Source organism: Micromonospora sp. CNZ299 (assembly GCF_002754415.1).
Genome location: NZ_PEFG01000001.1, coordinates 5,798,396 through 5,814,596 on the forward strand (window position 1 = coordinate 5,798,396; position 16,201 = coordinate 5,814,596).

The window sequence follows — 16,201 nt, forward strand, 5'->3', positions numbered from 1 at the left end:
CGGGCCGCCGGCTCACCCACCACCGGGACGGAGACGTCCCGGCACGACCGCAGGGTGAGCCGGCGGGTCAGGCAGCCAGCGCGGTGGCGAGCCTGCGGGCCTCGGTCACCAACCGGCTCGTGCCGCCGCGCGCCACCACGTCAGCCAGCCCCGGCACCTCGATGAGCATACCGGTCGCACCGGCCGCCTCGGCCGCCAGATTGAGCAGGTCGGGCGTGCCGCGAGGCGGGGTGGGTGCGGCCAGCAACGGTGGCAGCGCGGCGGCGAGCAACCGCCAGACGCTCAGGCGGGCACCGGCCGCCATCGCGTCGCGCAGCGGTGTCGCCACCCGGGTCAGCGTCAGCTGGCCGTCCGCCGCCAACACGCCCAACTGGCCGCCGATACCGGGAGAATCGAGGTCGCCGGCGGCTGCCAGCATCAGTAGGGCGTCGAGGGCGGCCACCCGGTCCACCTCGTGCCGGGCACACAGCCCGTACGCCAGCGCCAGGTCGAGCGCCGGACCGCCCTCGCCGGTGCACTCGGCGAGCACCGGCAGGACCATGGCGAAATCCCGGGCGTCCTCCTGCGCGGCGCTGGCGATCTCAGGCAGGAGGTGGGCGGCGACCAGGCCCCGGTGCCCCGGCAGCAGCGCTGGCCACAGGTTGCTCCAGTGGTGCGGCCCTCGTCCGATCGGGTGCGCCGGCACGGTGAGGAGTCCGAGCGGGTCCGCTGCGCCCTCGGGCGGGGCGCTCGTGACGACGGTGCGTCTGACCGGTAGCTGGTCGAAGCCGTAGTCCCAGTTGCGTCTGCGCTCACGCCGGCCGACGGTGACCACCTCGTGGACCGGTGCCGGCAGGGCGTCGCCGCGCAGCCAACTGGCGAGTTCGTCGCCGGCCGGGGTGCCGAGCGCGGCGGCCCGGGTCGCCAGCGCCTCGTCCACGCCGACGGGCAGCCGCAGCAGGGCCTGGGTGAGATCCCACCGCCACACCGGACGGTCCCCGAGTGCGGCCAGCCGTTCATAGAGCGCGGTCGCGTCGAGGGCCCCGGTGACGGACGTCGGGGCGGCCAGCAGCCCGGGGTCGTTCCGTCCGTCCAGGCGCTGCCCGATCTCCGCGATCCGGGCGCAGTAGACCAGCGTGAGCGCGGACCCGTGGGGCGACTCGACAGCTGGCCGGTTCCGGAACGGCCGCATCGTCCGGGTCAGTGACTGGCTGAGAATTCTGGACCACTGGTCGCGTCGGGTGGCCGCCTCGCCGGGTGCGGCGGCGGCCAGCAGAACGCCGTTCAGTTGGACCAGGACGTTGAACTCCGCCCACTGGTGGTCCCAGGCACCCACCTCGGCCCGCCGCAGCACCGGCAGTAGGGCGGTGGCCAGCCGGTCCCGGTCGGTGGTGGTCAATCGGACCAGCCCGTCGAGGACCCGCTCCAGGGTCGACGAGGGCCAGCGCTGGGCGTGCAGCACGGCGACTTCCTCGACCAGTTCGTCCACCTCGGTGATCGGTGACGGAGCGGGTGCGGGCGACACCGGCGGGGACAGCTCGTCGTCGGCCACTGCCACGGTGACCGTGGCGACCAGCCGATGGCCGTGCCGCTGCGCCAACGTCGCCGCGCGGTCGCGCAGGTCGGCGGCGGGATGTTCGGCACCCGACGCGAGTGCCTCGGCGATGTCGGCAGCCCGCTCGGGGTTCTGCCGGGCCAGTCTGTCCAACCAGGACAGCTGCGTCCGCACCAGCACCTTTTCCGGTCGGCCCAACACGACCCGCGAGGCGTCCAGCAGCGACTCGAACTCCACCCCGCGGCCCGAGTCGCGCAGCGCCCGCTGCGCGAGGCCGGCCACCGGCCCGGGTCCGTCGGTGAGTAGCCGCAGGTACGTGCTCGCCCGCGCCGCCACCTCGTCCGGGCTGGGTCCAAGCTGCTCGTGCAGGGCGAGGAACGGACGCAGCGCTCCCTGTCGGTCCCCGCGCAGGAGGCGGCCGAGAACCCCGTCCAGCAACGCCATCCGGTCGAGTCGACCCTCCATCGCGAGCGCCGCCAACGTCGGGGTCACCGCCTGCCCGGAGCCGGTGAAGGCCAGGTCCGCCCCGATCCCGTCGACCTCGAACAGGCGGGGCACCAGCGCGTCCAGGAACGGGTCGGCGCGCAGCCGGTCGAGCATCGGCACCTGCTGGCGCCCCTCGGCCGACCGCACCCACCACATCGAATGCGCCCAGCCGGCGACGAACGCGTCCCCGGTCGGCGGTGGCGCCTTCTCCGCCAGCAGCAGGTCCGCGATGAAGTGCCACCCGTCCCACGCTCGGCTGCGGGGCAGCCGCTCGGCCAGCCGGTACGCGAGGTCGGCCAGCCAGGGCACGCCCCGCTGCCGCGCCGCGGCGACCACCAGCTCGGAGTCGACGTCCTCCAACGTGACCGACCGTCGACCGAGCAGAGCCGCGGCCTTCGTCGCGGTGCTCAGCGTGCCCACGGCGGCCACCGCCAGCGCGGTCGCCTCCTTCCCCCACCACCAGTTGTCCCGCCGACGTCGGACATGGGCGACCAGTTCGTCACCGAGCGCCCGCCGGGCCGGTTCGTCCAGCGTGTGCAGCGCTGCCTCGACGGTGCTCACGTCACCACGGATCAGCGCCCGGAAGAAGCCAGTCACGCCGTAACCTCCGCCACCATCGACACCGCGAGGGCATGCTTGCACGGGCCACGTTGCCCCTGGTGCTTCGCCCACCACCGGCAGGTGCACGTGAAGCCTCCGTCGGGCAGTCGGCGTACCCGGTAGTCCTCGTCGCCGCTGCGTACCGTGGCATGATCGCCGTCGCGGCGGACCGCGCCCTGCTCGACCAGCGTGCGCGCGCCGACCAGCCGGGGGTTGTCCCGCTCGGCCCGGCCGGCGTCGTGCGGCATCACCCGGTGGAAGTAGCCGGCGTCTGCGACGTCGTAGCCGACCCGTCCGGCGGTGCCGAGCTGAGTCAGGGCCGCGCGGACCCGGTCGTCGGGCAGGCCGGCCGCCTCGGCCAGCGCGACGACGTCGATCGTCGGATCCCAGGAGAGCAGGGCGCCGACCAGCTCCGCGTCGTCGATCACCTCGTCACCGGCGAGCGCGAGCAGTGCGGCCCCCTCGCCGGAGAACCCCCGGTACGGCTCGGGTGAGAGGGTCAGTGACAGCCGCAGCGACCCGGTGTCCAGCTCCCACGTGCTCGGCACGGCCGGTGAGCCGGTGCGCACCGTCGGCCCGTACACCCGCAGGGTGCGGGCGTGCCGGAGCAGCCCGCGCAGCGCCGCGAGCCGCCCCGCGCCGGCCAGACAGACCGCGCCCGGCGCCGGGCGTGAGGTCAGTCGGAGGGTACGCCCGGCCGGTACCGCCCAGAGCACCGACCGATCGCTGCCCCCGGGCAGCCGGCGCAGGAACGCCGCTGCCTCGGTGGCGGGGACCTCGGCGCGCGGCTCGAACCCGGCGGTGAGAACGTGCACCTCGGCGAAGCCACGCATCCAACGCCCCGGCAGCGGGACCTTCCGCTCCACCACCGCTCCCTCCATTGTGGAGACGGTGAGGTCGTCCGGGCCGACGGCCAGGTGCAGCGGCTCGATCCCACCCACCCGGGCGAGGGCCTCGCGCAGCGGTGGGTTGACGTCGACGTTGGTGGTGCCGTGCCCGACGACCTCGCCGTCGAAGCCGGCCGGCAGCACGTCCATCCGGGCGTACACCCCGCAGCAGCCGGAGAAGGACTCGAAACGCAGGCGGTTCCGGCTGCCGGTCACCACCGGATCGAGGCTCGCCGGGCTGACCGGCTGGTGGTAGCGGGTGCGGGCCACCTCGGCCACGGCAAGCAGCCCGGCGGCCGCCGCCGCCGGGCTGGTGAGAAACCCGGAGAAGAAGCGCGGGTTGGCCGCCGGGCCGCCGCTGGTCTGGAGGTCGAGGCCAGCGGTACGCAAGGCGGACGGCTGGAGATATCGGTACGTCTGAACTGCGTTCACGGCGCACACCGTAGAGCGACCGACCGACATCCGTTCCGGTGCTCACGCCCCACGGCGATCGGATCACGCTGTCGACGAGCCCGCTCAACGGGTGGCGAGCAATTCGTGTCCCAGCCGTTCGACCTCCTCGACAGCTGTCAGGACCTGTGCCACGCCCAGTGCTGCCAACGCCGGGTGGATCCCGGTCACCGGCTCGGGGCCCGGGGGGACCGGCCCGGCCCAGAGCGCCCGGTGCCAGGGACGGTCGGCGGGCGGCCCCCACAACGCCGGTGACACCGGCCCGAAGAGCAGGACGGACGGGGTCGCGTAGGCGGTGGCGAGGTGACCGATGCCGGTGTCGCCAGCGACCACCAGACGACCGTGGGCCACCAGGGTGGCCAACTCCCCCACCCCGGTGCGCCCCGCGAGGACCGCAGAACCGGGCAGCCCGGCCCGGGCCGCGACTTCGACGGCAACGGTCCGCTCGCCACTCGACCCGGTGACCACGACCCGGTGCCCCCGACGGGTCAGTTCCCGGGCCACGGCGGCGAACCGGTCGACCGGCCAGCGCCGCTGCACAGCCTTCGCGCCCGGGTGCACGATGGTCGCCCCGATCGGCAGGTCCTGCGGTGGTGGTCGGCGCAGCGCGAGGTCGTCCGGGTTGGCGGCGATGCCGTACCAGGCCAGGAGACGGCACCACCGGTGGACCTCGTGTTCGTCCGGCCGCCACGCCGGTCCGGTGTGGTGTCCCGCTTCGGGGCACGCGAAGGCCACCAGTCGCCGGGGCTGGACGGTGTGCAGCAGACGGTGCGACTGCGGTCCCCGCCCGTGCAGGTTCACCGCCCAGTCCGGCGACGTCGACGGCCACTCGTACGGCCCCAGCCCGTCCACGTCGATCAACTGGTCGACCACGCCGATCAGGTCGACCATCGGCGCAAGCCAGCGCGGTGCCGCCAGTGCCAGTCGGTGATGCGGGGCGGCGGCCCGCAGCGCGCGCAGGGCCGGCACGGCGGTGGCGAGATCGCCGATGCCGAGGGCTCGGAGCGCGAGGATCACGGGTAGGAACTTTCCTGTTCGGCGCAGACGACCATTTCGCGTACCGCGCAGCCGGCTGGTTGGGACAGCGCGAAGAGCACCGCGTCGGCGACGTGGGCGGGATCGTTGAGTACGGCGTCCGGCCCCGGCCGGTACTGCTCGTCGCGGTCGTCGAAGAACGCCGTCCGCATGCCCCCCGGGATGAGCAGGGTGACGCCGACCGAGCCGGCCAGCTCGGCGGCGAGGGCGCGGGTGAAGCCGACGACGCCGAACTTGGCGGCGCAGTAGGCGGTGGCGTCGCTGACCGCCTTGACGCCCAGCGTGGAGGCGACGGTGACCACCGTGCCCCGGGAGCGTTCGAGGGTGGGCAGCGCGGCCCGGATGACCGCAGCGGTGGCGAGCAGGTCGACGGTCACTACGCGTTCCCAGGTCTCGGCGGGGACGTCGGCGAGCCGGCCGGGCGTGTCCGTGCCGGCGGCGGTGACGACCGCGTCCAGTTCACCGGCCTGCTCGGCGAGCTGACGGGTGGCCAGTTCGGCGGCCCGGGTGTCGGCCAGGTCGCACTCCACCCACGGCACGCCGTCTGCCGGCGCCTGCCGATCCAGCACGTACGGGCGTGCGCCGGCCTTCTGCAGGGCCGTCACGATGGCGGCGCCAAGACCACTGGCACCACCGGTGACCAGGACCGCCTTGTTGGTCAACGAGTTGTTCATCGTCGTCCTTCCGTCAACTGTCGGCCGCCGGCACGCGCGGCGGCGATGGTGCTGGAGGTGGAGTGCCCGTCGAGGTAGGGCACGAGCACGACCTGTCCGCCCCAACGGCGTACCTGGTCGGCTTCGGGCAGGTCCGGGTGGTCCGGGCCGGCGCCGGACAGGTAGTCGCCGCCCTTGACCCAGATGTCGGGGCGCAGCCAGGAGAGCACCGCGTGCGGGGTCGGTTCGTCGAAGATGACGACGGCGTCGACACAGTCCAGTGCGGCGAGCAGGCGGGCCCGGTCGGCCTGCGGGGTGAGCGGGCGGTCGGGGCCCTTCAGTTCGGCGACACCGCGGTCGGAGTTGAGGCAGACGATGAGGCAGTCGCCGAGCCCGCGGGCGGCCTGGAGGGTGGCCAGGTGCCCGCTGTGCAGGAGGTCGAAGCAGCCGCCGGTGGCGACAACGGTCCCGTCGTTGGCGCGTACCCGGGCCAGCACGGCCGCTGCCGCTTCCCTGCCGTCGCCGGTCGCGGTGGCCGGGCGCCGAGCGGTGACGGCCCTGTCACTGCCGGCGGAGTGATGAGTCTCGGTCAGGGCCACGACGCCGGCCGGACCGCCGGCGGCGACGTAGGTCGAGGCGACCCGGACGGCCTCCTCGACCGCTTCCGACACCAGCGCCCCGTCTGCCAGGGCGAGAGCGGCCGCGGAGGCGAACCGGTCACCAGCGCCGCAGGTGTCACCTGCGGTCGCCGCCGACGCCGGTACGACCAGTGGTGCCCCGCCGTTCTGGCACAGCAGGCTGCCGTCGTCGCCCAGGGTCACCGCGACCGCGGCGGCACGCCAGCGGTCCCGCAGGGTCCGCGCGGCGCGGGCCACCCCCGAGAGCCGTGGACCGGCCGCCGCGTCGCCGGTGAGCCGGAACAGTTCCTCCTCGTTGGGCGTCAGCAGCCGACAGCCGGGTACGGCCGCCGGCCCGCGCGGGTGCGGATCCCACACCACCGGTGCGGACGTCGCGGCGAGCGCGCGCCGCAGAGTCGGCTGCCGGGCCACGCCACGCCCGTAGTCGCTGACCAGGATGGCTCCTGCTCCGGCCAGCACCTCCAGCGTCGCCGCCGACGGTTCGCCGCAGGGCGGGGTGTCGCCGCCCCGGTCCAGCCGGAGCAGGGTCTGTCCGCCGGCCCGCAGCCGGATCTTCTCCGGGGTGGCGCCGGGCAGCGGCAGTGGGTGCAGGCGCACCCCGGCGGCGGTGAGCAGGGCGGCCAGCCGGGCTGCGGCCGGGTCGTCGGCGAAGGCGGTGACCAGCGCCACGTCGTGCCCGTCGGCGGCGGCGAGCAGTGCGGCCAGCCCGGCCCCGCCCGGGCGGTCGGTGGCCGACGTTTCGTTCAGCACCGGCGCCGGGGCGTCCGGGCAGAGCCGGTCGACGGTGCCGTCGACGTCCCGGTCCAGCAGGGTGTCCCCGAGTACGACCAGTGGGCCGCTCATGAGGGCGCCTCCTCGTGCGGTGCCACGCTCAGCAGTTGACGCGCGGCCGATGGCGCTCGCCCGTTTCGTCCCGCCGGCAGCGGCGTCGAGGTGTCGTGGGCGGTGAGCAACTGGCCCGGTGCGGCACGCCGCAGCCGAAGCAGGGCCTGGTCGACGTAGGAGCAGAGCAGGTGGGTCGAGACCAGGTGCAGTTCCTGTACCACCTGCGGCTCGGGTGACGGCACGGTCAGCGCCTCTGCGCAGGCGTCGGCGAGCGGGTTGGGCGCGGGGCCGGTGAAGGCCCAGCAGGTCAGCCCCGCGTGCCGTCCCGCGTCCGCCGCGGCGAGCAGGTTCGCACTGCGGCCGCTGGTAGACATCAGCAGCAGGACGTCGCCGGGCCGGCCGTGGGCCCGTACCTGCCGGGCGAACATCTCGTCGAAGCCGTAGTCGTTGCCGATCGCGGTCAACGACGATGTCTCGGCGGTCAACGCGATCGCCGACAGCGGAGTCCGGTCGTCGCGGAGCTTGCCGACCAGTTCGGCGGTGAGGTGCTGGGCCTCGGCGGCGCTGCCGCCGTTGCCGGCGGCCAGCAGCCGGCCACCGGCGGCGAGGATCCGGGCGAGGTGGGTGCCCCAGCGGCTGAGTCGCCCGGCGGCGTCGCGGTAGCCGGGCATGGCCCGGGACAGCTGGGTCAGGTGCGCGTCGAGAAGCAACTGTTCGGTCATCAGGCCACCGCTCCACTGGTCTGCGACGCGCCGCACACGGCGGTGTAGACGGCGTTGAGGCGGGCCGCGGTCCGGGCCCAGGAATAGCTGGTGCGGATCCGCTCGACGGCGGCGACTCCGTAGCGGCGGCGACGGTCCGCGTCGGCGAGGAGGCTGCGCAGCGCGTCGCCCAGCGCCTCCGGGTCACGGGGCGGCACCAGGTCGCCGGTGACGCCAGGAACGACGGTGTCGGTCAGGCCGCCGACGGCCGTGCCGACCACCGGTGTCCCGCAGGCCATCGCCTCCAACGGGGTCAGCCCGAAGGGTTCGTACCAGGGGGTCGCCACCAGCAGATCCGCTGAGCGGTACCACCGGGCCATGTCCTCGCGAGGTACGGCGCCGACGAGGTGCACCCGACCGGCGACGCCCTCGGACTCGGCCAGCGCACGCAGCCGCCGGGCGTACCCGTCATCGGTCAGTCGCGTCGCCGGGGGGCCACCGATCAGGACAAACTCGGCTTCGGGTACCGCCCGCAGTGCGCGTACCGCGTCCTGGAAGCCTTTGCGATCGACCAGCCGGCCCACGCCCAGCAGGCGCGGTCGGCCCGGGTCGCGGCGGGCGGCGGGGCCGTCCGGGGTGAAGATGCGTTGGTTGACCCCAGAGGGTACGACGGTGATCGCCGAGCGGCGGACGCCCATCCGGGTCAGCTCGTCCACCTCGTCGGCGCACTGGGCGATGACCCGGTTGACGCTGCCGGCGAGCATCCGTTCACAACTGATTCGACGTCGTGGGCTGGTGTCGGCCGCACCCTGGTGGCGGCGTTTGACGGTGCCGAGCGCGTGGAAGGTCTGCACCACCGGCACGCCGGTCTGCCGGCCGGCGGCGAGGGCGGCAAGGCCGCTCATCCAGAAGTGCGCGTGGGCCACGTCCGGTCGCCACACGTCGTCGTCCCAGTGTCGGGCGAGCCACCGGCCAAATTCCGGCATGTACGGCGCCAGCTCGTCCTTGGGTGTCGGCTCGGCCGGTCCGGCCGGTACGTGGACCACGCTCACCCCGTCGCGCAGCGCGACCGTGGTGTCCTGGTGCGGCTCATCGCGTCGGGTGTAGACGCGCACGTCGTGTCCCTGGTCGGCCAGGGCGACGGCGAGTTCAGCCACGTGGGTGTTCTGTCCGCCTGCGTCCGGGCCGCCGAGGGCGGCCAGCGGGCTCGCGTGTTCGGAGATCATCGCAATGCGCACTGTTCCTCCTGGAATAGTCGGTCCCAGTCCGCGAGGAACCGGTCGAGGCCGTATCGGCTGGTGGCGGCGCGGCGGGCGTGCTCGCCCATGGCCCGCGCGGCGACCGGGTCTTCGATCAGCCACGCGGCGGCCTCCCGCAGCGTGCGGAGGTTGGTCGACAGCACGCCCGCCTCGGGCGGTACGGCAGCGACCGCCTCCGTGGTGGCCAGCGCGACGACCGGCATTCCGATGGTCATCGCCTCCAGGAGGCTGAGCCCGAGCGACGTCCACCGACACAGGTGCAGGTAGGCGCGCCGTCGGGCGATCTGCTCGTGCAGCAGCGCCTGGGGCAGGTCGTAGGTCGCGAGGCGGTCGGCGGGCAGTTCGACCGCCTCGGCGAGGGCCTGCACGTTCATCCCGAACACGTCCAGTGGAGCGATCGAGGCGAACTGGGGCATCAGGTCCGTGCCGGTGACCCGCCAGCGACGTACCGGTTCGTTTGTCACCACCGCCAGCCGGGCCATGCTGCCGTCGTAGCTGACCCGGGGTGGGACGATGCCGTGCTCGACGACTGTGGTGCGCGTGGCGCCGGTGTCCCAGAACAGGTCGTTGAAGTGGGTGACGTGGGCGACGAGCAGGTCGTCGCGGTCGGCCATCGGATGGCGGGTGTTCGGTACGTCGCCCTTCGGGGTGTTGTGCTCGACGTAGATCGCCGGCAGGTCCCGGCCGGGACGCCGTCCCAGCCAGGTCTCGGCCAGCTCCAGCTCCTCGGGTCGTTGCAGGACCACCAGGTCGACTGGCTCGGTGGCGAGTTGGTCGGGCGTGATCTCCTCGACGGAGGCCGGCCAGTCGTAGGTCTGTGCCCGGCCGAGGCCGTACGGGCCGCGGTCCGGGGTGACCGGGACGAGGTATCGGTGCTTGCCGTGGACGAACGCGGTCGTCCACGCGCCGTGTACGTGCCACACCAGGATGTTCATCGCACTCCTTCCGCTGGCTCGGCGGCGGCCCGCGCGGCGAGCAACCGGACGGCGGCCACCACCTCGGCCGGGTCGACCCCGGCGAGGCAGGGATGGCCGGGCACGGGGCAGACAGTGGCCCTGGTCTGCCGGCAGGCGGCCCCGGCGTCACCGACCCGGACCAGCGGCACCCGGTAGGGCGCCCACTGCCCGAACGGGACGGTGGGGGCGAACAGGCTGACCACCGGCGTGCCAACCGCGGCGGCCAGGTGGGCGGGACCGGTGTTTCCGACCACCACACAGTCGGCCTGCGCCAGAACGACGGCCAGTTCCGCCAGCGAGGTACGACCGCCGAGGTCGATCCCGCCCGCCGCCGCCACCTGGGCGGTCAGCTCGCGCTCGTCCGGACCGCCGGTGACCACTACGGGGTGACCGGCGCGGGCGAGAGCGGAGACGATCTCGGCGCAGCGTCGGGGCGGGCAGGCCCGGGCCGGTACCGAGGCGCCGGGATGGACGACCACGTAGCCGGCCGGAAGATCAACCGGCAAGCGGGTCGGCAGCGCCTCGGCATCCAGCCGCAGCACTGGTTCGTCCCGAGCAGCCAGCCCGAACCCGGCCACGGTGGACAGCGACAGCGCCCGCTCCACCTCCGGTATCCCCGGGGGCACGCGGTGACGCAGGTCGAGCAGGCTGCCGGGGTAGTCGTCACTGATCGCACCGACCCACGGCACGCCGGCCATCCGCAGCAGCAGCGCCAACGGCAGCGGTGACTGGTGGAACGACGTGAAGATCAGCGCCTGGTCGGCGCCGACGGCGGCGAGCTGAGCGGTCAGCGCCCGCATCGCCTCCGCCTGCACCGGTGCCGCCTCCGGATCGATCCACGGCAGCGGCCACTCGATCACCTCGTTCACGCCGGGCAGCAGTCGCGCGGCGGCCCGGCCGCGCGGGCCACACAGCAGCACCACCCGGTCCGCCCCGTGCGCCACCGCTCGGATCGCCGGCCCGGTGATCAGTACGTCGCCGGCCGAGTCGCTGCGCACCACCAGCACGGTGCCCCGCCGCCCGCCGGTCCCCCGCACCGTTGCGGCTGCCGGGTCGGCGGCCAACCCGGCGTCCGCCAGCGCCTGACGGCGGAGAATATGGTCGACCGCGTCCGCCAGGTCGACGGCGACCGTCGGCGCGGCATCGATCTCCTCCGGGCGGGTGACCGGTGTCGGTACCAGAATGCCGGCGGCCCCGGCAGCCGCCGCAGCGACCATGTCCCGGCCGATGTCGCCGATCACCGCACAGCGGCTCGGGTCGGTGCCGAGCGCCCGGGCGGCCGCGTCGACCAATCCGGGTGCCGGCTTGCGGCACCGACAGCCGTCGCCCTCCTGGTGTGGGCAGACCTGCCAGGTGTCGAAGGGGCCGAGCAGCGCGTCGACGCGAGCGTGCACCGCGCCCAGGTCGGCGACGGTGAACAGGCCCCGGGCCAGCCCGGACTGGTTGGTCACCACGCCGAGCCGCAGCCCGGCGGCGCGGAGCCGGTCGAGTGCCGCCCTCGCGCCGGGCATCGGACGGACCTTGTCCGGGTCGCCGTTGTAGGGCACGTCTTCGACCAGGGTGCCGTCCCGGTCCAGAAGCACCGCGTCGAAGAGGCTGGGGGAACCGCTCATCGCGGACCGCCGCGACGGCGCACGACCGGGCGCGGCGTCTCGTGACGGGCGCGCCACCAGCCGCGCAACCAGTGCGTCACGGCGAACGGCGGAATCGCCACACTGGTCACCAGCATCGCGGTGACCTCCGAGCGGGTACGCGGTCCCGGCGCGATTCTCTCGTGCGCGAATCGGGCCGTACCGGCCAACCAGAGCGCGCCAGCCAGCGCCGCCGTGCCGGCGAACGGCCGACCGGCACCGGAGCGCCGAGCGGCCAGCGCGCCGGCCAGCGCGGCGACCGTCAGGATGCCGGCTGTGGTGATCGCGGCGTGCCGGTGGCGACGTCCCGCCGGCACGCCCAGTTCCCCGCGCCAGCCCGCACCGTAGAGCCGGCGCAGCAGGGCGTCGTCCGCGTTGCCCCGCTGGGTACGCAGACTGACCCAGCGGCTCTCGGCACGCACCGGGTGCGTGACGGTTCGGGCGCCCTGGGTCAACTGCCAGCCGGCGAGTCGGACCCGATGGGCCAGCTCGGCGTCCTCCCGGTAGGCCCGGGGGAATCGTTCGTCAAAGCCGCCCACGGCCTGGAGGGCAGCACGCCGGTAGGCCATGTCGGCGGTGATCCACTCACCGTCGGCCAGACCTGCCGTCGCCCGTTCCCAGTCGGTCGGCCGTCGGTCGGCCGGTAGCGGCACCCGCACGACGCCCTGCACACCACCGACCCGGTCCGGCACCGCGAGATCGGCGACGAGCCGGTCCAGCCAGTCCGGTGCCGGGACCACGTCGTCGTCGAGGAACGCGACCCAGGAGGACCGGGCCGCCCGCCAGCCCAGGTTGCGCGCCGCGGCCGGACCGGCGCCGCGGCCACGCAACACCTTCGTGTACGCGGCCAGCGCCCCCGGCACCGGCAGCTCGCCGCCGCCGGTGGACCGGTCGTCGATCAGGAGAATCTCCAGATCCGGCTCCGCACCGACCTGCCCGGCGAGCGTGGCCAGCAGGTCGCCGAGGCTGTCCCGACCCAGGGTCGGCACGATGATGCTGATCATCGCGGTGCACCGAGGTCGGCGCGGTGCACCGCGTACGGGCCGATGGCGAGCAGGTCCACCGGCGCCGAGCCGAACAGCTCCATCGCCTCCCGTGGCGTGTCGACCATCGGCCGGCCGGCGGTGTTGAGCGAGGTGTTGACGACGACCGGCACACCGGTGAGCCGGTCGAACTCGGCCAGCATCTCGGCCACCAGTGGCTCGGTGGCCGGGTCGACGGTCTGCACCCGAGCCGTTCCGTCGACGTGCACCACCGCCGGGATCCGCTCCCGCCACTCGGGCGCGACCCGGTGCACGAAGAGCATGTACGGGCTGGGGAGCACCCCTTCGAAGATCTCGGCGGCGCGTTCGGCCCGCACCATCGGGGCGATCGGTCGAAACTGCTCGCGGCCCTTGACGTCGTTCATCCGGCGGGTGGTGTCGGCGTCGCCGGGGTGCGCCAGCAACGACCGGTGTCCCAGTGCCCGGGGCCCGTACTCGCTCCGGCCCTGGAACCAGGCGACGACGCCGTTGCCGGCCAGCACCCGGGCTGCCTCGGCGGCGATCGAATCCGGCCGCCGGTAGGGCAGTGCAGCCCGCCGCAGCTCCGCCTCCAGCTCGTCGTCGGTCCATCCCCGGCCCAGGTCCACGCCCGGCATCGGCGCGGACGGCTCACCGAGCACGCTCGCCAGGTGCAGGGCCGCGCCGAGCGCCGTGCCCGCGTCGCCGGCGGCCGGTTGCACCCAGACCCGCCGGTACGGGCCCTCGGCGGCGATCCGGGCGTTGGCGACACAGTTCAGCGCGACCCCGCCGGCCATCGTCAGGGTGGGCGGGCCGTCGGCCGCCTCGTACAGCCAGCGGGCCAGATCGAGGATCGTCTCCTCCACCCGTGCCTGCACGCTGGCGGCGAGGTCCGCGTGCTCGGCGGTCATCTCCCCGTCCGCGGCGCGCGGCTTGCTCAGGGAGGACCAGTCGATCCGGTCGACGGTGAACCCGCCATCACCCGTGGTGCGGACCAGCTCGCGCAACACTCCGAGGTGGCGCGGTTCTCCGTACGAGGCCAGCGCCATCACCTTGTACTCGTCACTGGAGTGCAGAAAACCCAGGTGCCGGGTGAGGTCCTCGTAGAGCAGACCCAGCGAGTGCGGCAACTGCTGCGCGGCGAGTTGACGCAACCGTCCCTCTGAGTAGACGCCACCGAGGTGGCTCGCGGTCTCACCCCGCCCGTCGAGAACCAGCACCGCGGAGGTCGACGCACCGGTCCCGTCCGGCGGCACGGCGAGCCCGGCGGAGGCGGCGTGCGCGACGTGGTGCGGCACGAACCGCACGATGTCCGGGTCGAGGCCCGGCAGCGCCTCGGCGAGGAACTGCGGCGCCCGTTTCGCGTACTCGACCCGCAGCCAGTCCCACGGGTCCGCCAGACCCAGCTCGGCCGCGTCCCGGCACAGGCCCGGGTCGAAGGAGTAGGCGACCGCGTCAAGGTCCTGGGCACCGATGCCGGCCTGCCGCAGACACCAGGCGGCAGAGAGCTCAGGGAGTTCCCACGCGGAGAAGGGGACCGGCCGCTTACCGTGCTTGCGCCGACTGAACCGCTCCTCCTCCGCGGCGGCCACCACCTGGCCGTCGATGACCAGGGCAGCCGCCGGATCATGAAAGATCGCGTTTATCCCGAGGACACGCATAGAGCGCCCTCTACCCCGTCGCGGCGCAACAACACCAGAGATCAGCAACTTCCTATAAATACCAAAAGTCCATTTAGCTGGGACGCACCTGTAGCCGGCTCAGCGCCAGTCCCAGCTTCCGGACGTTTCCGCCACAGGCCTGGGGTTACCTCCAGAAGGACGAGGTACATCCGTCGACCGCTGAGGGGAACCGCCATGGCCCGACCCAGGATCGTCATCGTCGGCGCGGGATTCGCCGGCTTCCACGCCGCTCGCCGCCTGGCCCGCGTCTCACGCGGCGCCGCCGACGTGGTGCTGGTCAACCCGACCGACTATTTCCTGTATCTGCCGCTGCTGCCGGAGGTCTCCGGCGGGGTGCTCGACCCGCGCCGGGTCACCGTGCCGCTGGCCGACACCCTGCCCGGCGTGCAGCTGATCCTCGGCGAGGTCGATGGAATCGACGTCGACGGCAGAACCCTCTCCTACGTGGACCCCGAAGGCCGCTCCGGCCGCCTGTCGTACCACCGGCTCGTCCTCGCCGCCGGCAGCGTCAACAAACTGCTGCCGATTCCCGGGGTCGCCGACCACGCGCACGGCTTCCGCGGCATCCCGGAGGCGGTGTACCTGCGGGAACGGCTGATCCAGCAGATCGAGCTGGCCGACGCGACCGACGACCCGGCCGAGCGGGAGGCACGCTGCACGTTCGTCGTGGTCGGCGCCGGCTACACCGGCACGGAGGTCGCCGCCCAGGGACAGCTGTTCACCGACGAGATCGTCCGCCACCATCCGCGGCTGGACGGGATCCGCCCACGCTGGTTGCTGCTGGACACCGCCGACCGGGTCCTGCCGGGCCTCGCCGACCGGATGTCCCGGGTGGCCGAGCGGGTGCTGGGCGAGCGCGGGATCGAGGTGTGCCTGGGCACCTCGGTCGCCGAGGCCACCGCCGACGGGGTCCATCTCTCCGACGGCCGGTTCGTGCCGTCCCGAACCCTGGTGTGGTGCGTCGGCGTACGACCCGACCCGCTCGTCGAGGCCACCGGACTACCGACGATCCGTGGGCGCGTCACCGTCGACGAGTACCTGACCGTGCCCGGCCACCCGGAGGTCCTGGCCTGCGGCGACGCCGCAGCCGTGCCCGACCCGGGCCGCCCCGGTGAGATCACCCCGATGACCGCCCAGCACGCCGTGCGGCAGGGCCGCCTGGCCGCCGACAACATCGCCGCTTCCTACGGGGTCGGCCGGCGGCGCCGGTACCGGCACCGCGACCTGGGCTTCGTCGTTGACCTGGGCGGATGGCAGGCCACCGCGAACCCGCTGCACGTACCCCTGTCCGGGCTGCCAGCCCGCGCCATGGCCCGCGGTTACCACCTGCTGTCCCTGCCCGCCAACCGCGCCCGCACCGCCGCCGACTGGCTGTTCGCGGCGGTCGGGTCCCGGCCCAGCGTGCAACTTGGCCTCGTCCCCGACGCCGCAGTGCCCCTGGACACCGCCGCGCCGGAACTCGCCCGCCGCTGACCTCCCGAAACCGCCCCGCCGCCACAGGAGCGGCGGGGCGGGCCGTTCGCACCTCGTCGGGTCACCTGTCGCCAGCGGCACGCTCACGGTCGGCCTCGGCATCCGCCGCACCGGTCGGGACGCCGTCGCCGTCACGGGCGGCGTGGGACAGGTCCACGTCGGCACCGGTCCGGGCGGCGTCGGCCGCCGCGTCGTCCGCGCCGACAATCTCCCCGCCGCCGTCGGCGCCCACGCCGTCGTCGTCGATGAGCTGTTCAGAGCCGGCCAGTGCAATCGGTACGTACCTGGGATCGGTCATCTCGTCCTCCTCGGGGGATCCTGAACGCTTCCCCAACCGCTACCCCGAGATGCGTTCCACACACACCCGCCCATGCCGCCGACTGGCTCACT

At 73.9% G+C, this 16,201-nt stretch carries 13 protein-coding genes; 1 reads left to right on the top strand and 12 read right to left on the bottom strand.

Going from position 1 to position 16,201, the window contains the following annotated elements; all coding sequences use genetic code 11:
* Nucleotides 1-67: 67 nt before the first annotated feature.
* The 11 genes from CLT68_RS26400 to CLT68_RS26450 all read right to left on the bottom strand — a co-directional run bounded on the left by CLT68_RS26400 (nucleotide 68) and on the right by CLT68_RS26450 (nucleotide 14,317).
* The gene (locus tag CLT68_RS26400; RefSeq protein ID WP_099854969.1) at nucleotides 68-2,617 is read right to left on the bottom strand and encodes a DUF6493 family protein; all 2,550 of its coding nucleotides are present in this window, start codon (nucleotides 2,615-2,617) and stop codon (nucleotides 68-70) included.
* Nucleotides 2,614-3,939, bottom strand: a complete 1,326-nt coding sequence (locus CLT68_RS26405; RefSeq protein ID WP_099854971.1) for an SWIM zinc finger family protein — start codon at nucleotides 3,937-3,939, stop codon at nucleotides 2,614-2,616. The genes CLT68_RS26400 and CLT68_RS26405 overlap by 4 nt, the downstream gene beginning before the upstream one ends.
* A gap of 84 nt (nucleotides 3,940-4,023) precedes the next feature.
* Complete coding sequence (locus CLT68_RS26410; RefSeq protein WP_099854973.1) at nucleotides 4,024-4,974, bottom strand: glycosyltransferase family 9 protein; 951 nt, start codon at nucleotides 4,972-4,974, stop codon at nucleotides 4,024-4,026.
* Nucleotides 4,971-5,666, bottom strand: coding sequence for an SDR family oxidoreductase (locus CLT68_RS26415; protein ID WP_099854975.1), 696 nt, complete (start codon nucleotides 5,664-5,666; stop codon nucleotides 4,971-4,973). Before CLT68_RS26415 ends, CLT68_RS26410 begins: the two co-directional genes overlap by 4 nt.
* Entirely contained in the window at nucleotides 5,663-7,126 is a 1,464-nt protein-coding gene (locus tag CLT68_RS26420) for a PfkB family carbohydrate kinase (RefSeq protein WP_099854977.1), read from the bottom strand. The genes CLT68_RS26415 and CLT68_RS26420 overlap by 4 nt, the downstream gene beginning before the upstream one ends.
* Nucleotides 7,123-7,833 (bottom strand): SIS domain-containing protein, encoded by a 711-nt coding sequence (locus CLT68_RS26425; protein WP_099857672.1) that lies wholly within the window; start codon nucleotides 7,831-7,833, stop codon nucleotides 7,123-7,125. Before CLT68_RS26425 ends, CLT68_RS26420 begins: the two co-directional genes overlap by 4 nt.
* Nucleotides 7,830-9,047, bottom strand: a complete 1,218-nt coding sequence (locus CLT68_RS26430; protein ID WP_099854979.1) for a glycosyltransferase — start codon at nucleotides 9,045-9,047, stop codon at nucleotides 7,830-7,832. Before CLT68_RS26430 ends, CLT68_RS26425 begins: the two co-directional genes overlap by 4 nt.
* Nucleotides 9,032-10,003 (bottom strand): glycosyltransferase, encoded by a 972-nt coding sequence (locus CLT68_RS26435; protein WP_099854980.1) that lies wholly within the window; start codon nucleotides 10,001-10,003, stop codon nucleotides 9,032-9,034. The genes CLT68_RS26430 and CLT68_RS26435 overlap by 16 nt, the downstream gene beginning before the upstream one ends.
* Complete coding sequence (locus tag CLT68_RS26440; RefSeq protein ID WP_099857674.1) at nucleotides 10,000-11,637, bottom strand: HAD-IIIA family hydrolase; 1,638 nt, start codon at nucleotides 11,635-11,637, stop codon at nucleotides 10,000-10,002. The genes CLT68_RS26435 and CLT68_RS26440 overlap by 4 nt, the downstream gene beginning before the upstream one ends.
* Nucleotides 11,634-12,659: a glycosyltransferase gene (locus CLT68_RS26445; RefSeq protein ID WP_099854983.1), complete on the bottom strand. Its 1,026-nt coding sequence runs from the start codon at nucleotides 12,657-12,659 to the stop codon at nucleotides 11,634-11,636. The genes CLT68_RS26440 and CLT68_RS26445 overlap by 4 nt, the downstream gene beginning before the upstream one ends.
* A complete protein-coding gene (locus tag CLT68_RS26450; RefSeq protein WP_099854984.1) occupies nucleotides 12,656-14,317 on the bottom strand; it encodes a carbamoyltransferase C-terminal domain-containing protein in 1,662 nt (553 codons plus the stop codon). The genes CLT68_RS26445 and CLT68_RS26450 overlap by 4 nt, the downstream gene beginning before the upstream one ends.
* Nucleotides 14,318-14,512: 195 nt before the next feature.
* Here CLT68_RS26450 and CLT68_RS26455 point away from each other — a divergent pair, with 195 nt between their 5' ends.
* The gene (locus CLT68_RS26455) at nucleotides 14,513-15,811 is read left to right on the top strand and encodes an NAD(P)/FAD-dependent oxidoreductase (RefSeq protein WP_099854986.1); all 1,299 of its coding nucleotides are present in this window, start codon (nucleotides 14,513-14,515) and stop codon (nucleotides 15,809-15,811) included.
* 61 nt (nucleotides 15,812-15,872) lie between these two features.
* On the opposite strand, the gene CLT68_RS26460 is transcribed toward CLT68_RS26455, so the two are convergent.
* Nucleotides 15,873-16,109, bottom strand: coding sequence for a hypothetical protein (locus tag CLT68_RS26460; RefSeq protein WP_099854988.1), 237 nt, complete (start codon nucleotides 16,107-16,109; stop codon nucleotides 15,873-15,875).
* Nucleotides 16,110-16,201: the final 92 nt, after the last annotated feature.

Bases quoted from the DNA above. Each gene is read 5' to 3' on its own strand.
- CLT68_RS26415 (WP_099854975.1), bottom strand. From the start codon at position 5,666: ATGAACAACTCGTTGACCAACAAGGCGGTCCTGGTCACCGGTGGTGCC.
- CLT68_RS26420 (WP_099854977.1), bottom strand. From the start codon at position 7,126: ATGAGCGGCCCACTGGTCGTACTCGGGGACACCCTGCTGGACCGGGAC.
- CLT68_RS26435 (WP_099854980.1), bottom strand. From the start codon at position 10,003: ATGAACATCCTGGTGTGGCACGTACACGGCGCGTGGACGACCGCGTTC.
- CLT68_RS26440 (WP_099857674.1), bottom strand. From the start codon at position 11,637: ATGAGCGGTTCCCCCAGCCTCTTCGACGCGGTGCTTCTGGACCGGGAC.
- CLT68_RS26445 (WP_099854983.1), bottom strand. From the start codon at position 12,659: ATGATCAGCATCATCGTGCCGACCCTGGGTCGGGACAGCCTCGGCGAC.
- CLT68_RS26450 (WP_099854984.1), bottom strand. From the start codon at position 14,317: ATGCGTGTCCTCGGGATAAACGCGATCTTTCATGATCCGGCGGCTGCC.
- CLT68_RS26455 (WP_099854986.1), top strand. From the start codon at position 14,513: ATGGCCCGACCCAGGATCGTCATCGTCGGCGCGGGATTCGCCGGCTTC.
- CLT68_RS26460 (WP_099854988.1), bottom strand. From the start codon at position 16,109: ATGACCGATCCCAGGTACGTACCGATTGCACTGGCCGGCTCTGAACAG.